The organism is Oceanobacillus sp. FSL H7-0719 (assembly GCF_045040795.1).
In the GTDB taxonomy this organism is placed as follows: domain Bacteria; phylum Bacillota; class Bacilli; order Bacillales; family Amphibacillaceae; genus Oceanobacillus.
This window is the reverse complement of sequence record NZ_CP150301.1, coordinates 3088714-3109408: the sequence shown is the minus strand read 5'-3', so window position 1 is coordinate 3109408 and position 20695 is coordinate 3088714. Positions and strand designations below refer to the sequence as shown.

General features: G+C 36.7%; 21 protein-coding genes. 14 read left to right on the top strand and 7 right to left on the bottom strand.

The window, feature by feature from the left end:
- Positions 1-357 precede the first annotated feature (357 nt).
- The 3 genes from NST93_RS15880 to NST93_RS15870 all read left to right on the top strand — a co-directional run bounded on the left by NST93_RS15880 (position 358) and on the right by NST93_RS15870 (position 4169).
- On the top strand, positions 358-1770 hold the full coding sequence (locus NST93_RS15880) for a YfcC family protein (RefSeq protein WP_405098686.1): 1413 nt from the start codon (positions 358-360) through the stop codon (positions 1768-1770).
- Positions 1771-1955: 185 nt separating this feature from the next.
- Positions 1956-2966: a DUF3231 family protein gene (locus NST93_RS15875; protein WP_405098684.1), complete on the top strand. Its 1011-nt coding sequence runs from the start codon at positions 1956-1958 to the stop codon at positions 2964-2966.
- Between the two features lie 183 nt (positions 2967-3149).
- The gene (locus NST93_RS15870; protein ID WP_405098682.1) at positions 3150-4169 is read left to right on the top strand and encodes a DUF3231 family protein; all 1020 of its coding nucleotides are present in this window, start codon (positions 3150-3152) and stop codon (positions 4167-4169) included.
- 4 nt (positions 4170-4173) lie between these two features.
- Here the strand turns inward: NST93_RS15870 and NST93_RS15865 are convergent, their stop codons facing one another.
- Together NST93_RS15865 and NST93_RS15860 are read right to left on the bottom strand one after the other, a co-directional pair.
- On the bottom strand, positions 4174-4614 hold the full coding sequence (locus NST93_RS15865; RefSeq protein WP_405098680.1) for a hypothetical protein: 441 nt from the start codon (positions 4612-4614) through the stop codon (positions 4174-4176).
- Positions 4615-4801: 187 nt separating this feature from the next.
- Positions 4802-5722 carry a nucleoside hydrolase gene (locus tag NST93_RS15860; RefSeq protein ID WP_405098678.1) on the bottom strand — a complete coding sequence of 307 codons (921 nt, stop codon included), beginning with the start codon at positions 5720-5722 and terminating at the stop codon, positions 4802-4804.
- Between the two features lie 262 nt (positions 5723-5984).
- Between NST93_RS15860 and NST93_RS15855 the strand changes: the two genes are divergently transcribed.
- Positions 5985-6320 carry a MerR family transcriptional regulator gene (locus NST93_RS15855; protein WP_405098676.1) on the top strand — a complete coding sequence of 112 codons (336 nt, stop codon included), beginning with the start codon at positions 5985-5987 and terminating at the stop codon, positions 6318-6320.
- Between the two features lie 175 nt (positions 6321-6495).
- Here the strand turns inward: NST93_RS15855 and NST93_RS15850 are convergent, their stop codons facing one another.
- The gene (locus NST93_RS15850; RefSeq protein ID WP_405098674.1) at positions 6496-7770 is read right to left on the bottom strand and encodes a cation:dicarboxylate symporter family transporter; all 1275 of its coding nucleotides are present in this window, start codon (positions 7768-7770) and stop codon (positions 6496-6498) included.
- Between the two features lie 376 nt (positions 7771-8146).
- On the opposite strand from NST93_RS15850, the gene NST93_RS15845 reads away from it, so the two are divergent.
- Both NST93_RS15845 and NST93_RS15840 read left to right on the top strand, forming a co-directional pair.
- The gene (locus tag NST93_RS15845; RefSeq protein ID WP_405098672.1) at positions 8147-8488 is read left to right on the top strand and encodes a DMT family transporter; all 342 of its coding nucleotides are present in this window, start codon (positions 8147-8149) and stop codon (positions 8486-8488) included.
- On the top strand, positions 8489-8803 hold the full coding sequence (locus NST93_RS15840; protein WP_405098670.1) for a DMT family transporter: 315 nt from the start codon (positions 8489-8491) through the stop codon (positions 8801-8803).
- A gap of 578 nt (positions 8804-9381) precedes the next feature.
- On the opposite strand, the gene NST93_RS15835 is transcribed toward NST93_RS15840, so the two are convergent.
- The 3 genes from NST93_RS15835 to NST93_RS15825 all read right to left on the bottom strand — a co-directional run bounded on the left by NST93_RS15835 (position 9382) and on the right by NST93_RS15825 (position 11925).
- On the bottom strand, positions 9382-10776 hold the full coding sequence (locus tag NST93_RS15835; RefSeq protein ID WP_405098668.1) for an alpha/beta hydrolase: 1395 nt from the start codon (positions 10774-10776) through the stop codon (positions 9382-9384).
- Between the two features lie 243 nt (positions 10777-11019).
- Complete coding sequence (locus NST93_RS15830) at positions 11020-11619, bottom strand: SAM-dependent methyltransferase (protein WP_405098666.1); 600 nt, start codon at positions 11617-11619, stop codon at positions 11020-11022.
- Between the two features lie 45 nt (positions 11620-11664).
- Positions 11665-11925, bottom strand: a complete 261-nt coding sequence (locus NST93_RS15825) for a metal-sensitive transcriptional regulator (RefSeq protein ID WP_405098664.1) — start codon at positions 11923-11925, stop codon at positions 11665-11667.
- Positions 11926-12210: 285 nt separating this feature from the next.
- Here NST93_RS15825 and NST93_RS15820 point away from each other — a divergent pair, with 285 nt between their 5' ends.
- The 7 genes from NST93_RS15820 (at position 12211) to NST93_RS15790 (ending at position 18782) form a co-directional block, all read left to right on the top strand.
- Complete coding sequence (locus NST93_RS15820) at positions 12211-13905, top strand: FAD-dependent oxidoreductase (protein WP_405098662.1); 1695 nt, start codon at positions 12211-12213, stop codon at positions 13903-13905.
- 13 nt (positions 13906-13918) lie between these two features.
- Positions 13919-14155 (top strand): glutaredoxin family protein, encoded by a 237-nt coding sequence (locus NST93_RS15815; protein WP_405098660.1) that lies wholly within the window; start codon positions 13919-13921, stop codon positions 14153-14155.
- Between the two features lie 843 nt (positions 14156-14998).
- Positions 14999-15646, top strand: a complete 648-nt coding sequence (locus NST93_RS15810; protein WP_405098659.1) for a hypothetical protein — start codon at positions 14999-15001, stop codon at positions 15644-15646.
- Positions 15646-16404, top strand: a complete 759-nt coding sequence (locus NST93_RS15805; protein ID WP_405098657.1) for a cytochrome c biogenesis CcdA family protein — start codon at positions 15646-15648, stop codon at positions 16402-16404. The genes NST93_RS15810 and NST93_RS15805 overlap by 1 nt, the downstream gene beginning before the upstream one ends.
- Positions 16405-16424: 20 nt before the next feature.
- Positions 16425-16988 (top strand): peroxiredoxin family protein, encoded by a 564-nt coding sequence (locus NST93_RS15800; RefSeq protein WP_405098655.1) that lies wholly within the window; start codon positions 16425-16427, stop codon positions 16986-16988.
- A gap of 32 nt (positions 16989-17020) precedes the next feature.
- Positions 17021-17704 carry a response regulator transcription factor gene (locus NST93_RS15795; RefSeq protein ID WP_405098653.1) on the top strand — a complete coding sequence of 228 codons (684 nt, stop codon included), beginning with the start codon at positions 17021-17023 and terminating at the stop codon, positions 17702-17704.
- On the top strand, positions 17694-18782 hold the full coding sequence (locus NST93_RS15790) for a sensor histidine kinase (protein WP_405098651.1): 1089 nt from the start codon (positions 17694-17696) through the stop codon (positions 18780-18782). The genes NST93_RS15795 and NST93_RS15790 overlap by 11 nt, the downstream gene beginning before the upstream one ends.
- A 213-nt stretch (positions 18783-18995) precedes the next feature.
- On the opposite strand, the gene NST93_RS15785 is transcribed toward NST93_RS15790, so the two are convergent.
- Positions 18996-19427 (bottom strand): pyridoxamine 5'-phosphate oxidase family protein, encoded by a 432-nt coding sequence (locus tag NST93_RS15785; RefSeq protein ID WP_405098649.1) that lies wholly within the window; start codon positions 19425-19427, stop codon positions 18996-18998.
- 240 nt (positions 19428-19667) lie between these two features.
- Here NST93_RS15785 and NST93_RS15780 point away from each other — a divergent pair, with 240 nt between their 5' ends.
- Entirely contained in the window at positions 19668-20612 is a 945-nt protein-coding gene (locus NST93_RS15780) for an AEC family transporter (RefSeq protein ID WP_405103917.1), read from the top strand.
- Positions 20613-20695: the final 83 nt, after the last annotated feature.

Genomic DNA, 20695 nt, shown 5'->3' with positions numbered 1-20695 from the left:
AAAGAATACAAGTAAAGAATTTATTAATTTTCACAAACGGGACGAAGCGTTTATAATCTCCAGTACTGGGAAACACATAAAACCAAACAAACCCAGCCAATCATTTATCCAATTTGGTTAAATTAATTCTATTATTTTTGTGCAACTTTAGCAATTGTTATTACATTATTTCTGCTGTATATTTACGTAGAAATAAATACCAAGCTTTTTACTAACTCATGCAGATTAGAGTATGACAACAAATTACATATGGTTTAAATAATCGGCTTACGTCAGAGCAGTATTATACATATATAGAAAAGAAAATTGGAAAGCGCATTCATTCCTGCATGAGATAAAACACAAAGGGGAATAAGTATGGCTAAAGCAGAAAAAAAGAAGAAATTTCAGATGCCGCATATTTATGTAATCTTATTTACATTCAGCGCGTTGGCAGCAATCGCAACTTATTTTGTGCCTGCTGGAGAATTTGAAAGAGTTCCAGGTCCAGATGGGCGAGAAACAGTAGATCCAAATTCATTCACTCAAATCGAATCCTCTCCTGTAGGGATTATTGACTTTTTAACAGTTATCCCTAGGGGGTTAATCGATGCCGGGGAAATTGTATTCTTTACATTTATTGTCGGCGGTATGTTCATGGTGCTGAGAACAACCGGCATTATCGAAATCATTGTAGATCGTCTGGCAAATAAGTTTGCTAAGCGAAGTATACTTCTCATTCCAATATTAACTACCGTTTTCGCTGTCGTTGCAACTCTGATTGGAACACCGGAATTATCTCTTGTCTATATTCCTGTAATTATGCCATTAATGATTGCTCTAGGCTATGACTCTGTCGTTGCAGCAGGAATAGCACTAATGGGAACAGTCATTGGATTTACAGCTGGAGTACTAAATCCGATTAACGTAGGGTTATCTCAAAAGATTGTTGGCCTTCCAACATTCTCTGGAATTGAATTAAGAATTGGCTTATTTGCAGTCATATTAACTGTTGGGATTTTATTCTTAATGCGCTATGCAAAAAAGGTTCAACAAGATCCAATAAGAAACAGCTTAGTATATGAAGAGGATGCAGAAAAAAGAGAACTGTATAAACACCAGGACGATATCGAAGTTAGATCAATGAATACAAGACAAAAGCTTGGTTCAATTGCTGCACTTCTATTCTTAGTTGCGTTAGTCTATGGAGTATTGGGCCATAGCTGGTTTATGGTCGAAATGGCCGGTCTCTTTATCTTCATGGGTATTGTTGTCGGTTTAATTTCCGGATTGAATGCAACAGAAATCTCTGAAGCATTTACAATGGGATTCCGCGAGGTGTTGATGGGTGCAATCATTATCGGTCTTGCCAGATCAGTAGCAGTTGTGCTTGAAGACGGACAAATCATGGATACAATTGTAAACAGCCTTGGTTCTGTTGTGGGAGAACTTCCATCTGTTCTCGGGGCAGTTGGAATGTTTCTGGCTCAGCTTGCGATTAACTTTATTATCCCATCAGGAAGTGGACAAGCCCTTGTAACAATGCCCATCATGGGACCGCTAGCCGATATTATTGGTGTGACAAGACAAACTGCTGTATTGGCATTCCAAGTTGGTGATGGTTTTGCACATATCCTATTCCCGACATCAGGATACTTCATGGCAGCATTAGTAATTGCTGGTGTCTCCTGGCAAAAGTGGATTCGTTTCTATCTGCCAGTATTCCTCGTGCTCTCAGGAATCGGCATTGTCACACTTATTTTTGCACAGTTTGTCCAGTGGACTGGATGATAATTAATATATAATCTAAAGATAAATTTAAAGGTTCTCTAAAATGCGGTTTCTATTTACGGCATCAATAGAGAATCTTTTTTAGATTTCTATTTTCATTAAACTATATTTATTTAAGAAGTATAATTACCATTTAAATATAAAGAATAACTAACAAGAAATTCTTTAATGATGGAGGGCTATACGTGGAACGCGAACAGCAAACAAGATTGACTTCAGGAGAAGTATCACAGCTTATTTTCCAATACTTGCAAGATAGTTCATCTGTATGCACTTTAAGCTTTTTCCTAGAAAAGGTTGAGGATAAGGAGATAGAACCTATCATTCAGCATGCATTACAACTATCACAGACCCACCTTCAAAAAATCAGCAGTATATTTACTGAAGAAAAGTATGCATTACCTATCGGATTTAAAATAGGAGAAGACGTCGATTTGGCAGCTCCAAGACTATACTCAGATAACTTTGCTTTAATATATATACACCAAATGGCAGGGATTGGACTTATAGCGAATGGATCCAGTTTATCCCTTTCTGTCAGGAAAGACATTACCGCTTTCTTCAAGGAGTGTATTTCCGAAACAATGGAATTGTATGAGATGTCTAAAGACTTATTATTATCAAAGGGACTATATGCCAGACCACCATACCTGCCTAACCAAGAGCAAATTGAATTTGTGAAGAAACAAAGATTCCTTTGGGACACTTTAGGAGAAAAAAGACCCTTAATAGCCTCTGAAGTAGCTAATCTTTATTCCAATATTCAAAGAAATGCTTTAGGTACGGCTACTCTGACCGGGTTTAGCCAAGTTTCTCAATCAAAAGAGGTTACAAATTTCAATTTAAGATGTATCGATGTTGCCAAAAAGCATATCACATTATTTAGCGGAAAACTAAAGGAAAGCGATTTGCCTGCCCCGATGACCTGGGATGCAGATATAACTGACAGTACCACATATACTTTTTCCGATAAGTTAATGATGTACATGACAACCACTTTAATCAGTTTAAGCGTTGCCTTTTATGGCACAGCCGTTTCTGTAAGTCCCAGAATAGATTTAGGTGCAATGTATAACAGACTTTCACTAGAGATACAGAAACTCTCCGAGGATGGAGCTAATATCATGATTAAAAACCAATGGCTTGAACAGCCCCCGATGGCTCCAAATCGTAAAGATTTAGCGAGAGGCAATTAAGCCAGCATAAATAGTATGGTCAAGTCAAAAATAAAAAAGTTAAGGTTCTCTGTCACTTACAGTGTGTTGATTTCCACTTTGTGACAAAGAACCTTTTTAAAAGTTCATCGCCACATTGTTTTACATAAAATAAAAATGTTTGTACATAATAATACTATCTAATGTTAGACAGGGGATTATTATATGAAAGAAAATAAAATATATCTGACTGCTTCTGAAATCGGAGCGCTTTGGACAGAATACATGAATGATTGTATGTCCAAACAAATTTTAGGGTTTATGCTGAAAAGTATTGAAGATGCAGAGATAAAAGAAGATGTCCAGTATGCTTACGACCTTTCAGCCAAGCATATAGAAACCTTGGAATCAATATTTGAAAGTGAACACTTTGCCATTCCCGATGGTTTTAATGAACAAGACGTGAATATGGATGCTCCCTGGCTGTTTACAGATACATTTTGTATAACTTATGTGAACCATATGGCGAGGGTAGGGATGATCGCATACAGCGGTTTTGTAGCAGTCAGCTACAGGGATGACATTGTCAGTCATTATTCTGAAGGATTAACAGCGGTCAATAATCTTTATAAGCAGTCACTGACTACCGCGCTTCGGAAAGGAATAAATGCCAGGCATCCATATATTGAAGTACCTAAGGAGATTGACTTTGTAGATAGTAAAAAGTATTTAAGCGGTCTTAACCCATTCAATGAAAAACGTCCACTGAATGCTGTAGAGATTTCTCATCTATATTTAAATATCATGACAAATTCTTTAGGCTTTAAACTTTGCCTCGCATTTGCTCAAACTTCCCCTTCTAAGGAAGTACAGGATTTTATGCTGAGGGGCAAGGAAGTCTCACAAAAACATAATAAACTTTTCGCTGACGTTCTGCTAAAAAATGATCTTGAGTCTCCACACATGCCTGATGTCGGCATAAGTGATTCGACAACACAGACATTCTCAGATAAGTTAATGATGTTTCATATGTCTTTATTGATGTCTACAGGAATAGGGAACTACGCTGCAGCGGCATCAGCAAGCCAGCGAAGCGACTTGACACTCAATTACGAACGCTTATCCTTTGAAGTCTCCCGGCTCGCGAAAAGCGGCGCAGATATAATGATAAAGAATAATTATTTAGAACAGCCCCCCGGAACGCAAAATCGAGAAAAACTAGCTAGGGATAAAGAAGAAAGCTGATCACTTAAGTGGTCAGCTTTCTTCTTATGTACCTTTGCAACAGAAAACCTACGATTAAACCCGGAATGATACTCAAAATCGGAAGCCAAATAGGTCCCAGCAATTTAGAGGAATAGACGACCCCCACTGTCATAAAATAAGCTGAAAATACAAATGGCAAAAAAGAATATGGTTCTTTTCCGCCGCCTGCATCTCTATAAGCATCCCAAATGGCAAAGAAATACAAACAGGGATAAAACATTAACCATTGATAATCAGCATGCTGAATTGCTTGTTCAATTTCCCCTTGAAAACTAAAAATTATAACCAAGTTAATGTTACCTTTAACATTGACTAAAAACTCCAGAAATATCAATACAATTCCTTTAAAATACTTTCCATTTAAAAAATGGCCAAATCCAGGTAGCGCAATACTCCACAATAGAACTTCCTTTGGTTTTTCCAAACTGTTTTAACCTTTCTTCCTATTATTCAATACAATATAGTATGAAATGGGATTTTATTAATAAGCCGATATCAGAGTCCTTTCCGTTTTTAAGCGTTACGTTTAATATTCCCAATGATAGGGATAATTATGAATCAGAACCCGTTCATTCGAATATTATTCTTAACAAGAAAAAACAGATCAATTTTTACAACATAATACTTTTAACCTTTTCTATAAACAATTCATAATGAAGCTTGACAGCAATCTTCGTTTTTCCCGCTTTGCTTGCTGGGCGATAATCAATATAAGACATTCCCTTCGCGTCCGCATCTTCAATAACCTTTACATCATAATTTATGTAATCAGCAATCTCAGGATCGTTAACAAGCATTATTGTAAGCAAATCATGGATAGGGGCTCCAGGTATGCCCGGTGTCGACTTTTTATAAAAAGCATAATAATATTTGAAAATGTCATTAATCATGAAAGAATAATTGTTTTCCTTGTTATTTGAAATAACATTAACAATATCCTGGGTTAAAATTGCAGATTGGGTAGCATTTAAAGGAGTCAATGTAAGATTATGCGCGGAATTCAAAACAAAATTTGTTGCGGCAGGATCACCATAAAAATTCGCTTCAGCCAGTGCTGTAGCGTTACCTGGAATAAAGAAGGCTCCACCCATTAAATAAAAAGAGTGGACCATTTCGATATGATTAGGAAATAAAGTAAAGACAATCGCCAGTGTTGTTGGGCGACCAAGATCTACAATGACAAGCTCATTTCTATATTTTTCAATAAGGAGACGAACCATGTCCATAGAATAAGTCTGAAACTGAAAATTATTTGGAGGACTTATAGGACCAATCCCATCCTCACCATGAATCTCCGGATAAAAAACTAAATCCTCTTCGTTCATTGGCATGGAAGCACCAGGTATAATTGCAATATCACTTCTTCCTGCCAGCCATGTAAGATATGCTGCATTAGTTGTCGCTTCTTTTCTAGATACATTCCCATAGCTTGTTACGATTCCGACTAGTTCAATATTAGGATGGAGCATAGCATACATAATTGCTAAAGAGTCATCAATTCCCGGATCGCAGAATAAAAGCACTTTTTTCATAACAGATAGCCCCCTTTCCCTCATATATATTTCATTATTTAGAAATCATACTTGAAATAGAGCTGGCAGAATAATTTCTTTATAGAATGCTTTACTTTTAAAGTGAATTCTTTGCATGTAGTTCTAACTTGATAATTGATTTATGTACACCTTCCATCTAAATGTAATTTTTCTGCAAAAGAAGCTGATAGGCGACAAATTATATTTGTAATATTTCTATTATTGTAGTAGGATAGTGTTATATAACATTGGGGGGAAAAGCATGAATGATAGGCTTGAATCAGATCCATTACTCGACTTTTCTTTAATAAAAAAACTGATTGTTGGCATCGGAGAAGTTTCAGATATTACAGGTGTCCCAACACGAAAAATTCGCTATTGGGAAGATAAGGGAGCTATTTCTTCTGAAAAAGACTTTCAGGGATCTACGCGAAGATTTGATTACTGGAACATAAAAAAAATCCTTTTGATCCAAGAACTAATGGAAGAGGGTTATACACTTGATGCTGCTGCGGAAAAAGTTCAAAATCGAACAAAGGAATTTAACCAGGCATTTTACAAGCTGGCAAATTCTTTGTCTAATAATGAGACTGATTAATAAGCTTTTCACATATATAACTCATAAAACGCCAAACACCATTCAAATACTGGACGGTGTTTTTTATTTTTCAATTACACAATCCACCTTTGCAAGTAAACGCAAGCATGGTGTCCATGCAACAAAAAGACAGTTCCACAAACCTGGAAAGTTTAGTGAAACTGTCTTTTTATAATTAAGCTGGATTTCTAAGGCTGGCAAGATACTTTTCTCTTTTCTCTACATCAAACCGCCCACTCGACTTCGACATAACAACAGTTGCCAATGCATTTCCAAGAACATTTACAACTGTACGGGCCATATCAAGAAGTCTGTCGACCCCAGCAATAAAAGCAAGTCCTTCTAGCGGTATTCCAACTGTTCCAAGTGTTGCGAGAAGAACTACAAAGGAAACGCCTGGTACCCCTGCAATACCATTTGACGTAATCATCAATACGAATACAAGTGTCACTTGCTCCATTATACTTAGATCAATTCCATATAATTGCGCAATGAATATTGCTGCAATTGCTTGATATAAAGTTGAACCATCCAGGTTAAACGAATAACCCGTTGGGATCACAAAGGAAACAATATCTTTTGGACTTCCTGTTTTCTCCAACTTTTCCATAAGTTTGGGCAGAACAGTCTCTGAACTTGATGTAGAATACGCTAAAATCAGTTCATCTTTTAATACTCTTATAATGTTAAAAATACTTGATCCTACAAACTTAGCGATACTGCCGAGTATGAATATAATAAAGAATATCATTGCTCCATAAACAAGAAGCATTAACTTTCCAAGTGGGATCAATGATTCTAAACCAAATTTTGAAACGGATACACCAATTAATCCAAACACACCTATTGGCGCAAATCTCATAATAACATTTGTCACCCAAAACATTGCATCTGCTGTACCTTGGAAAAAGGCAAGCACAGGTTTACCCTTCTCACCGATTGACGCGATTCCTAATCCAAATAATACGGAGAAGAAAATAATGGGAAGCATATCAGCTGAAGCCATTGAGTCAAATATATTACTTGGCACAATTCCTACAAGAACATCCATGACCCCTTCATTTTGTACACTTTCAGTAGTTTGAACATATTCATCGATATTGCCTTTTGAAAGAGATGACATATCGATGCCTTCACCAGGTTTGAAAATGTTCGCTGCACCTAAGCCTACAACGATGGCAACTAAAGAGACAACTTGAAAGTAAATCATTGTTTTGCCGCCAAGCTTACCTAATTGTTTGATGTCACCAGTACCTGCCACACCTACTATTAATGTAGAGATAATAATTGGTACAACAATCATTTTAATCATATTAATAAAAATCGTGCCTAGTGGCTGTAAATACGTTTCTACGGCAGGATTCCCATAAAAAACTGCACCGACGATAATTCCAAGAACCAAGCCGATAATAATTTGGTAAGCTAAAGGAATTTTAAATATCTTCTTCATCAATAAATCACCTCTTTTGTCGTTATTCCTTTCCTCAAAAAGACTATATGAAGGAATAAATAATCCACTCTTCTAATAAAACACATTAGAAGAGTGGATTTGCGGATTTAAATTAAATACATTGTAATTATAATACAAAATTCGTAGCTAAACAACATTTTTTCGCAGACTGTCATGATGAGTACGTTAAGCAATAAATCTCTGACAGATGATTTAATGGACTTATTAACATATTTATCGTTAAGATGATAGCAGACTACATTTTTTGAATTTGCCCATTTTCATATGTACAGCCATTTGAAAAGATAAAAGTATAGTCAAAAGATAAATAACACCTTTATTTAATTTTAATAATCACAGAGAGGAAGGAACATTCATGGGATGGATGTATGTTTTATGGGCCGCAATCATTGAAGTTATTTGGGTTCTTGGCTTAAAGTACTCTGATAATCTTTGGATGTGGACTGGTACAGTTATAGCGATTATTCTAAGTTTCTACTTTGTAATTAAAGCATGCGAAGTTCTCCCCTCTGGCTCTGTTTATGCGACATTTACAGGATCAGGTGCCGCAGCAATTGCGATTATCGATTTCACCTTTTTGGGAGAAGCATTTACTCTTCAAAAGGGATTATTTATTCTGCTCATCATTATCGGGGTCGTTGGTATTCAATTAACGACAGGAGAAAAAGCCGTTTCTGCAAAGGAAGGTGAACAATAAATGGCATGGGTTTATCTTGTCCTGGCAAGCTTTGGTGAAATATTTGGAGTTGCAAGTATTAATATGTATTTAAAAAGGAAATCCTGGATTTGGCTTATCACACTTGTCGCCGTCTTTTCGTTCGGATTTTACTTTCTCGGTTTAGCAATGCGTGATATTCCGCTCGGCACTGCATATGCAATTTGGACAGGGTTAGGTGCAACAGGTGCAGTCATAATGGGAGTAGTTTTCTTTAAAGAATCGATGAGTGTCGTCCGCGCACTGTTTTTAACTTGTATAATTTGCGGGGCTGTCGGGCTTCGTATCGTGTCTTAATACAAATGAACCAACTTTTATATATGAATAATAAGGGGAGCGTTTCCCCTGTTATTCAGTTGTTTGATCTTGCCTTCGAATAAAGATTTAATTTTATCCATTTCACTTTTTTTGTTTCACTCTTAGTTGGATGTTTCGGGGGATTTTATCATGATATATTGATTCCATTTCCTTTATAAACATATCACTGGAAATAGATTCACCAGAACTTTTATAGTTATCCATTTTCCCATAAATTATCTTCAGGAAACTCTTGGCATCCTCTTCGCTTAGTTGGTTTACAGTGTGTAAAACTGATTGGAAATACTTCCTTCCCCTCGAAGCTATCCCCCTTACTGCAAGCATTCATTTCTCGGAAACAAAGTTGTTACTCACTTGTCTTTTATTCATTACCCATCACAGCCGGATCCAATCAATTTTATCATTTATTCTTTTAGCAGTTCAAACAGTTAGAATATGTTCTTTCATACTCCCATATTTAAGAATAAAGCACATTAGTGATTTACTCATAGAGGCAGTATTAGAGATCTGTTTTACCTCTTTTTAAAAAACTTAATTAGATATTCTATCGACTTCAATCACTTTTCTAAGATTTTGTTTAGAAAGGCGACTTTTTTATCTGCATAATCCAATGTATATTTTGATTTAGTGTCCATAAAAACATGGCCTAAAGTTGCCTTGTCCCTATCAACGAGATAAAGGTAATTAGTTATTCCAAAATCATTTAATTTATCACTCAAATCCTTCGCTTGATCGGGATATGATCCAGTATTCCCGTCCGCTATAAATACCGGAGGGAAGTTTTCTGTTACATGATCAATAACATTCCCTTGTTTAGCGTATTGATCTGTACCATTGATGAAATGCTTCAACTGAAAATAAGTTCTGCTAAATTGAAAGAAGGTCCAATTAGAAAAGGCAGCTGGTGCCTTTGTTTTTCCCATCCTTTCTATATCAAGCGCTGCAGAGTCCAGAACACCGGCGGTTATATTGTCACGATAAATGACTGGCTCCATTCTCATTTCATCCGCATATGCCGGGTTCGTTTGAACGTTCAAAAACTGCCCAACAATCTGTCCTCCAGCACTGCTTCCTGCGAATATAACCTTTGACATATCGATTCCGTAATCCTCACCATGCTCTTGCATAAATGCGACAGCTTGAGAAAGCTGCACTAACGGAGCAGGATATCTATATTCTGGAGAAAGTGCATAGTTTATCGAAACAACATTATACCCGGCATCTAACATACTTTCATAATACGCTATATCTTCCATCTCTTTATCACCTTTAGTCCATCCGCCACCATGCACATAAAAGTATGTTGGCCTGTCAATATTGTTCTCATCATCCACAACATATGCATCCAGGTAACTGTTTGGATAATCTGAACCATATTCAATATCATTTATTCGCAGATACCCATTATCCAGAACAGTCTGCTCCATCTCCGGTGCATTGTAAGTATTGCCATCCCCTATTTGCCATTGGATAAAGCTCATTAACGGAACAGGTGTAATTGAATTTATAATCACTGCGATAGAAACCAGACTTAAAATTACAACACCTGCTAATTCGAGAAGACGGATTATAGGTCTCCATTCCTTCGTTTTCCCTGCCGAATGATTATGTTTTTCCGAAATACTTCTGCTCATATAAAAACAAGAGAACCCAATTATAATTGTAAATGCCTGAGCTATTACAAATCCAGGATACCAATCAGAAAAGAACCAAATCATTTCGAACAAAATCGCAATCCCACTGAAAGACAATGTAATTGTCCCTAAAGCCTTTTTATTCTTTTTAAGAATAATTCCAAATATAGCATTGCAAAGAAGTAAAACTAAAATTAATACACCGATAAATCTTGTTGAATTTATATAGAATCCCTCAAGCCAAGCCAGGAGGATTAATAATCCACCTATTCCTTTCCATAAATATTGATATAATTGCAGCTGTTTCTCTTTACTCATTATCTTATTCCACCTAACTTATCCTATTAAAATTCCTCTAATAACTATCCTTACTAAGATTTCCACTTATATGCTAAATAAAAACCTCTTATAAAAAAAGGATAGAGCATAAATCTGGAACAGCGCCAATTCATGCTCTATAAAATACTTCTTAAGTTATTCCGTTTCTTCAGAAATTCATTAGATGGAAATAAATCAGTTTGACGTAACTATTTTAAAGAAAGATTGATTCACCAATCTTTTTTACAGTGGTTTTTGCCCAGCAAATTGGATAACATGTGCCAGTCCATTATGGAGTTCCCCTTCATGGCGCACCACCTCACCCATAAAAAAGTGAATAATCCGCCAGTCATGGAAGACTTCCAAAAATTCTTCAGGTTTATATAGAAAGTCCGGTTCTTTTGGTCCTCCGCTATTATAAGGTATCTGATGCGGTGAGTAGACCTCTGTCACGAAATATCCACCTGGCTTAACAGCTTTTTTTATTCCTTGAAGCGTCTTTTGCCTAAGCTTTGACGGAAAATGACCAAAGATACATACAATTTCGTCCCACACAGCCTGACTCCAATCTGCTTCATTTAAATCCACCAGCTTTGTCGACACCTTAACCCCCTTTGCTTCTGCCAGCTTATTTGTTTTTTCAAGACCTGATGAAGCAAAATCCCATGTTGTCACATTCATCCCCTGTTCTGCCAAGTAGATAGCATTCCGTCCTTCGCCCTCAGCCACAGCTAGAGCATCTCCGGAAATATCTAACCGCTTCTGAATTTCAGCCAAAAATACGTTTGGATTTTTTCCATAAACATAGTTCTCTGTCTGAAAACGTTTATGCCAATGATTCACCACTTAATCATCCTTTCCAATTTGAAAAGCAGATAAATACCAGCTTTATCTGCTTTTCACAAGTAAGTTGACAGCTTCTTTAATTAATTCTTCTTCCTCTTTTCCGCTTGCCTCTACAGCTTGAACACATTCCACTAAATTTGAACTTACAATGACACCGACTGTTCTATCTACCGCTGAACGTACTGCCGATAACTGTGTAACGACTTCCTTACAATCTTTATTCTCTTCCATCATTCTTAAAATTCCCCGCAGCTGCCCTTCCATGCGCTTGACTCTATTTTTCATTTGATTATTGTATTCCATAAGTATATTCCCCTTCTCTACTTTAACGATAGTACCAGTTAGACATCATAATATGCCCTCATAGGTATACTGTCAATAGAAATCACCTTTTATGAATTATCATTTATTTTTCTTTTAACCAACGATTTATCTTTGTAATTTAGCACATCATGGTTGACTAATTACCTATGGGGGTATAACATAAGATGCATCATTCGGATTTTAGAAGAGATTACTATAAATTTAATGTACCCGTGCAGGCAAATAAACAAATAGAAAAATTTAAGATAAAAAGGAGTGTTACCTATGGGGAAAAAAGTATTAATCATAGGCGGTGTCGCTGGCGGCGCATCTGTTGCTGCAAGAGTGAGAAGATTAGATGAAAATGCGGAAATTATTATGTTTGAAAAAGGTCCACATGTATCTTTTTCTAATTGTTCTTTACCTTATCACTTAAGTGGCATTGTCGAAGATAGCAAGAAACTCGTTTTAATGGACCCTGACATATTTAAAAATCGTTACAACATTGAAGCACGCGTAAATCAAGAAGCAATAAAAATTAATCGGGATATAAAAACAATCACTGTCAGGGATGTAATCTCAGATAAAACTTACGAGGAAGCATATGATATATTGGTGCTTTCCCCTGGTGCAAAACCAATTCGCCCCAATCTGGAAGGCATTAATCAACCTAACGTATTTACAATCCGCAATGTCGCTGATATTGAGAGTGTGAATCATTACATCAAGCAAAATGAAATGAAAAACATCGCAGTAGTCGGCGGCGGCTTTATTGGCGTTGAGGTTGCTGAAAATCTTAAACTTGCTGGATACAATGTATCTTTAGTAGAGTTTGCTAACCAGATTATGGCACCATTTGATTACGATATGGCACAAATTCTCCATAAAGAAATGGTAGATCATGGTGTCGAGCTTATTTTAGACGATGGATTGGCAAAAATTTCAGATGGCTATATTGAAACAAATTCACATAAGAAGATAAAAGCGGATGCAGTCATTCTCGGTATTGGTGTTAAGCCTGAAACTCTTTTAGCCGAGGAAGCTGGCCTTGAAATTGGCGAGACTGGTGCAATTAAAGTTGATCGTAACTATCTGACAAGCGATAAAAGCATCTATGCTGTTGGAGATGCCATCGAAGTGTATCACAGGATTTTACACAAGCCGACAAGATTGGCACTGGCAGGACCAGCACAGAAACAAGCAAGAGCTGCAGCTGATCATATGTATGGCATTCCAAGCAGAAACCAAGGAGTTGTTGGTTCATCATCTATTCATCTTTTTGATTTGAATGCAGCTTCAACTGGTATAAATGCGAGAACTGCTGAACAAGCTGGCATTCCCTATGATTCTGTATATGTCATGCCTGGAGATAAAGTAGGTTTAATGCCTAATAGCAATCCGATGCATTTTAAATTAATATACGAATATCCTACAGGCAGAGTTCTCGGAGCACAAGCAATTGGAAAAGGGAATGTTGATAAACGGATTGATGTTATTGCAGCAATGATTATGATGAATGGTACAGTGGAGGACTTAAAGGAGCTTGAACTAACTTATTCCCCAATGCTGGGGACAGCAAAAGATGTTGTGAATCATGCGGCATTAGTAGCCCTCAATCAATTGGAGGGCCGATATCAAGAAGTAAAAGTCTCCGAGGTCCGCAAATTAGTTGAGAAACATGCATTCATTATTGATGCCCGGGAAAAAAGTGAATTTGAAAGCGGCCACTTGAAAAATGCAGTTAATATTCCGTTGAGCGAGTTCAGGGACAGATTAAATGAAATTCCAAAAGATGAACCTGTTTATGTTCACTGCCGCTCAGGTCAGCGAAGCTACAATATGGTTATGGCTTTAAATAATCTCGGCTACGGGAATGTTTATAATATCTCCGGTTCCTATCTAGGTATCAATCTATATGAATACTTTAATGATTTGGTTACTGGAAGAGAGAAGATTGTAACAGCATATAACTTTAAATAATGAGGGAAGAGCAATGAAACCAACAGCTACAATATATACTTCCGCTTTTTGCCCGGTGTGCGGCATGGTGAAAAGCTTTCTCGATTCCTTAGAGATACCATATAAAGAAGTGAATATAGATATGAATCCTATTGCAATGATTCAACTGATCACAAGGGCGAGAAGGTTATCTGTACCACAGACAAATATAAATGGCAAATTGATTTCGGGATTTAATCCAGAGAAAATAATGCAAGCATTAAATGACTAGTGGAAAAAGCCTTATTCAGCTTATTGTATATAAGAGCATTATTGAAGCTGAGACAAAAGAAATATAATTCAATAAAATCCGAACGGTACCTTAATTCGTTCGGATTTTAAGTGAACTCCCGATTATCTTAATTCAGAATAACTTTTGTTTTGCTCTTTTACTTCTCCGCTGTAGGTCCGCATTTCAAATGCCCCTTCGCTTTCCGCAGGCGGCTGATGAGCCCCTTCCGTGCTGACGCACTCCATGGTCTCATCTAGGCCTCTCCTCCTGCAGGAGTCTCGGGGCATTTGGAATGCTCCCAGAAAAAATAGAGATTTATCTCATTGAATTATATTAGAAGATATGCATGTTAATTATTTTAATGTTGCTTTTTAAAATACACACAGCCATATTTCACTTGAAGTCTAATAAGTATTGTTCTTCTTATTGTATCAATATAATAAGAACATAAAATAATATTTTCAACACTTAGCAGCCCGAATACACGAAGACTCCTAGGGGAGGAAAGGCCTCGGTGAGACTGCGAGTGCTTCAGCACGAGTGGCTCACCAGCCGCCCCTGGAAAGCGAAGTGTATTCGGGCTGCAATTTTCCAGGGGAGTATGCAATATACTGAATTAAGGTGATTAGCACTTTCTATCGACTATGAATCATTTTCCAATTATAAAAAGTTAACTTTAAAAGCTTTTTATTCGATAATATTCGTTTTTTAATTGGTTGGTATTAAATCTGTCCCAGTCTGTTTTTACTATAAAACCTTTTAAATAAAGCAGTTATATTTTCATCAAATTTTCATATTGGACAGCTATCATATTGAGGAGACACGAAACGGAGGAAACGCAACATGGCAATTGCAAGTAAATTAATGGACATTGGCATTATTGTAGTGAGTATAGCCGCCGGGTTTATTTCCTTCTACATAATAAGTAACCTTTCAAAGGGAACGAAGAAAAGAAATATCGAGGAATTGACTTCGCAATTTATCAACTTTGTAATCTTTATTTGGCTGGGGAAGATCATCATTCACTTTTCCACTTTTATCAAAGACCCCTTGGCAATATTAGCTTATCCCAGTGATTCAAGTGCATTCTATTTGGCCGTGCTCTTTATCGCAATCTTGCTTGCCTATAAAGCAAAGCGCAAAAAGCTGGATAGTGAGGCTTTTACGGAAGCATTCTTGCATGTATTTCTCGTTGCTTCGTTCAGCTTTGAATTTATCCAATTAGTATGGAATAATAATCCATTTGCTTTAGGCTACCTGATCTTACTTACGATTCTTTTAGTCTTATATTTTACGTTAAATGAGCGTATAACTGTTCACAGGCTTGTCATCATATTATTGATTGGCTGGTCTTCTGGAATGACCGGATTATTTTTCCTCCAGCCGATTGTAACTGTATTTGGCTATAACCTGACACGAGTTGCTGTCGCATTGTTTTTTGTCATATGTTTTCTGATTATCTTATTCATTCAAAGAAAGAGGGATAAATAATGGGTGGAATCGAAACAGATACAATATTAATTGGTGGTATGTTTTTAGCAATGGGAGCTGGGGCTTTATCCTTTCTATCTCCTTGTGTACTGCCAATTTTCCCAGCCTATCTGTCGTATATTACTGGAATAAGCGTAAAAGTATTACAAGGAAATCAAAACACTAAAATCCGCAGCCAATTATTAAGTCATTCTTTCTTCTTTTTATTGGCAGTATCACTCGTCTTTATTAGTTTAGGGGCAAGTGCTTCCCTCTTAGGACAATGGATGCAAAATCTCTTAATTGGCGACTCTGGGCTGCTCATACAGCGCATTGCTGGGATATTCATCATCGTCATGGGATTGTTTGTTGCGGGGTGGATAAACATCCCTGCTTTAATGAAGGAAAAACGATTCCATTATACGAAAAAGCGTGCTGGGTATTTGGGAACTTTCTTTATTGGACTCGGGTTTGCAGCTGGCTGGACCCCATGCATTGGTCCTATTTTCGGCTCTATTCTTCTAGTTGCAGCAAGTGATCCGGGTCAAGGAATATTTTACACCGTTATGTATGTTATGGGCTTTGCATTGCCATTTATTGTTTTAACTTTTTTCATAGGCTCGACAAGGTGGATTGTTCGCCATAGCCAAATAATAATGAAAACAGGTGGAATCATTATGGTCATCATGGGAATGATACTCTTTTTCGGATTAATGCCAGTTATCTCAGGATTCTTGCTTGACTTAGTGCAAGATACTTGGTTATCAAAACTTGGATAGGAACACGGAGGTATGAAATAATGAAAAAAGGGATTATTATCGTAATTATTTTAGGTATGCTCGGATGGGCGATTTTTGATTTTATCAGTTCAAAGTCAACAACAAATGAACCAAACATGGACAATGCTCCCATCGAGGATAAACAAGCAGATGAAAGAGAAATTGGTTTGGAAGTCGGCAATCAAGCCCCTGACTTCGAGCTGCAAACTCTGGACGGGGAACCAGCAAAGCTGTCAGATTACCGAGGAAGTCGCGTGATGCTCAATTTCTGGGCAACGTGGTGTCCACCATGCCGCACAGAAATGCCAGATATGGAAAAGTTTCACCAGGATACAGATATAACGATCCTGGCAGTTAATCTAACTGAAACAGAATCAAATATGCAGCAAATAGAAGATTTCACACAAGAATATGGTTTAACCTTTCCTATCCTGTTAGACGAACATATTGAAGTCGCTTCGCTTTATATGATTCAGCCTATACCAACGACTTATATGATCGATTCAAACGGCGTTATTCATTATAAAGCATTGGGCGCAATGAATTATCAGCTTATGGTCAATGAATTTGAAAAAATGGATTAATCCTCTAATATGGTAATAAAGAGGTGAATAATGTGAAGCAAACGATATTAGTTGTAGAAGATGACAAAATGATTCGTCAGCTTATCCGTATTTATCTTGAAAAACACGGCTATGAAGTTTTCGAGGCTGAAGATGGGGAAATGGCAAAAGAAATTTTCTTGTTGGAACAACCCTGTCTGATTATCCTTGATTTAATGCTTCCAAAACTAAGCGGCGAAACTTTCTGCAAATGGGTTCGGGAAGAAAGTCAACAGGAAGTATCCATTATCATGCTGTCAGCTAAATCAAGTACAGAAGATAAAATCAATGGTTTGAAAATGGGTGCAGATGGTTACCTTATAAAGCCGTTTGAACCAGAGGAACTGATTGCCCATATTGAGGCCGTACTGCGGCGCACGGGCCAGTTTTGTCAAAAGATTACCCATAAAGGTCTCTGCATCAAGCCTAGAAAAGGAGAGGTAAGCCTTTTTGATAAACAGGTCGACCTGACGAAACATGAATTTAATCTTCTATATTACTTTATGCAGAACCCAAATATTGTAATATCAAGGGAGAGTCTTATCGAGGAATTATACCCGTATGAGGATAAAAGTGTATTAGATCGCACCATCGATGCTCATATAAAAAAATTGCGAAAAAAGGTCGAAGAGGATCCCTCTTCACCAAAACGTATTCTGACTGTCAGGGGAATGGGGTATAAATTTTATGCGGAGTAAATCTGATAAATCAATTGTACCGAAACAATTTCTATTTCAGCTCACACTAGTTAACCTGATTATTATTGCCTCTTTTATCACCCTAAGCAGCTGGGCAATTTATAATACGGCATGTATGCTAGCGGACGGAATGATAACCGTAAGTGTCTTTAATCAAAAACAATTTGAGACAACACTCTTTCAGTATTTAATGATTTTTAGTATATCTGCTGTATTAATTGGAAGTTTGATTCACTTTTACTTAACAAAGAAATTAATCACTCCTTTACGGGAGTTAATTCAATCAACTAAACAAATGAGTGAAGGCAATTATCCTCGGCCGGTTAAGGTAAATACAAAGGATGAAATCGGGGAACTGTCGCTTCACTTTAATAATCTTGTCAACCAGCTGCAACGCAATGAACAATATCGAAAAAAAATCGTATCCGATTTATCTCATGAATTTCGCACCCCACTTGCTAACTTGAATGGTTATCTTAAAGCATTGAAAAGTGGTGTTATTGAGGCAGATGAACAATTATACCAATCGCTTTATGAAGAATCTAAACGGCTTATTCAACTTGTGGAACAGATGGAACAGCTGAAAGAATGGGATGATGCCTCTAAAAAAACACTTTCCGATAAAGAATCAATGGATATCCAACTAGCAGTTGAACAATGCGTGAGAATGTTTCACTGGACATTGGAGAAAACAGGTATAAAGATGAATGAGCAAATAGAATCTGGGTATGTAAATATCCATCATGGCGGTATTTCACAGGTTATCAGCAACCTGATTGATAATGCTGTACGCTATTACGACGGTGAAGAAGGAATTATAATTAAAGGTGAAAAGCTTCAATCTGAATATATGCTATCTGTTAGTGGTCCAAGTCAGCCAATTCCATGTTCAGAACGCGAGCGGCTATTCGATAGGTTTTACCGGTTGGATGATGCACGATCTCGTGAATTAGGCGGAACTGGACTAGGACTAGCTATTTCAAAAGAGATTATTGAACATCATAACGGGAGAATTGGTATTAAACCAGAGGAGAAGATCAATACATTTTGGTTTACCTTGCCACTTAACAGTAATTGAAAAGTATATAAAAGGCTGACTTCTCAAACGGAGATTCAACTTTTTATATACTTTGTGGAATAACAATGATTGAATGAAGTTAACAGTTTCAGCATTAAATGCAGCCGTAAAAGGATACTCTTTTACGGTGTTTCACTATCTCTTCAAGATTTCTTAGCTTGCATATAACTATGCCAATTCATAATAACTTAGTCTTGTTGTTCTGCAGTCTATCTATTCTTTTATACTCTCTAACTCCAAAGGTGATTCCCCTTTTTTATTCATTAACCGTATAGCAATAGGCTGAACCTCGAGTAACATATAATCAGGATCTTCAGGACCATCAAAATAAATATTCATTTTGTCATTCCAAAGTTCTTTTTTCAACTCATCCGAATGATTAAATGTCACTTTTCCCTGATACTCCACATATGCATCGCCAAATCCATCTCCTTCATATCCAATAATAATATGTGTGTATGGATTAGCTTCAATTTCCTCTGTTTTATCCGCATTCTTGTCTGTAGGTGTATATAAAACCAAATCTCTATTAAAAAAAGTCATATACCTGGAATGTGGCTTATTACCTTTTACTGTTGCCATTGTACCAATATGACTTTCATTAAGGATTCTCTTTATACTTTCTTTGATTTCTGCTTGGCTCAACCTCATGCACTCCTTTAGCAATAGTAATAATAGTATTTGTATACTGGCAAAAAATATGAATGGTTCAATCATATTGGCTGAAAAGTTTTATTATCTGACTACCATCCGGCATCCTCGCGTGCTTAGTAAAAAGGCTAAGGATATACCTAATCTCTTTAAGCTTAAAAAAATACATGTAAACGTCACCAGCCGTTAACTCTTTTCATATCCTATTGGGAGAGGTGATGACGCTTGAGCTTGATGGTGTTTTTTCAAGAAATGCTTGTATTATATGCGATTGGAATTATTGGATTCTTAATTAGAAAAAAAGAGATTCTTAACGAGCATTCCATTGAAGTTTTGACTCAACTTATATTATCTTTAACCTTGCCATTTTTAATTCTCTACTCCATGGATCAGCCTTCTAATATGAAAATGGATGGGCAGTTATTTTGGTTAATTCCTATATCTGCACTTATATTAATCCTTTCATGCGGACTCGCATTATTCATAAGAAACATGTTGCGTTTGCCTGAAAATCAACATAGTGTTTTTGAAGGTCTCATTATTTTCGGAAATCAAGGTTTTATGGGCTTTGCTTTAATATCCAGTCTTTTCCCAGATAAGGGAGCATTGTACGTCACCCTTTTTAATTTGCCTTATCTTATCTTAATTTGGACATATGGTATTTATCTCTTTGTCGGAAAAAAGGAATATGTTCAATGGAAAAAGATATTTTTCAATCCTGGCATACTTTCCACTCTCATTGGACTGTGTATCTTTATTCTCCCTATTCATTGGCCAGCCGTACTATCCGCTATTTTTCAAAGTGTTGGGAGCACAACTGTCCCGCTTTCTATGCTTCTGATAGGTGCATTAATTGCAAACATGAGCCTGACTAACTTTTCTCTTTTAAAGAATAAAACTTTGTGGCTAATTACAGTTGTTAAATTACTGCTCATCCCATTATTATTATTTCCGCTTATACTTTTTTCCTTGCCTTTTTCGATACTGGCAACCGCAGTGCTTGTTTCCGGGATGCCCTCTGCTTCAACAATTGCTCTATATGCACAAAAGTATGGTGGGGATATGAATTACGCTGCTATGGGCACCTTTTTGACGACTTTATTGTCTGTCTTGACAATACCAATTTTATACATAATTCTATATTTTATTTATCAGTATACTAGTCCCTCACTTTTATAAATAATTCGGGAAAATAGTTAGTATGGAATCCAGTTAAGTAAAAAAGAATCCATTAAATAAGATGGATTCTTTAGGTATAATGA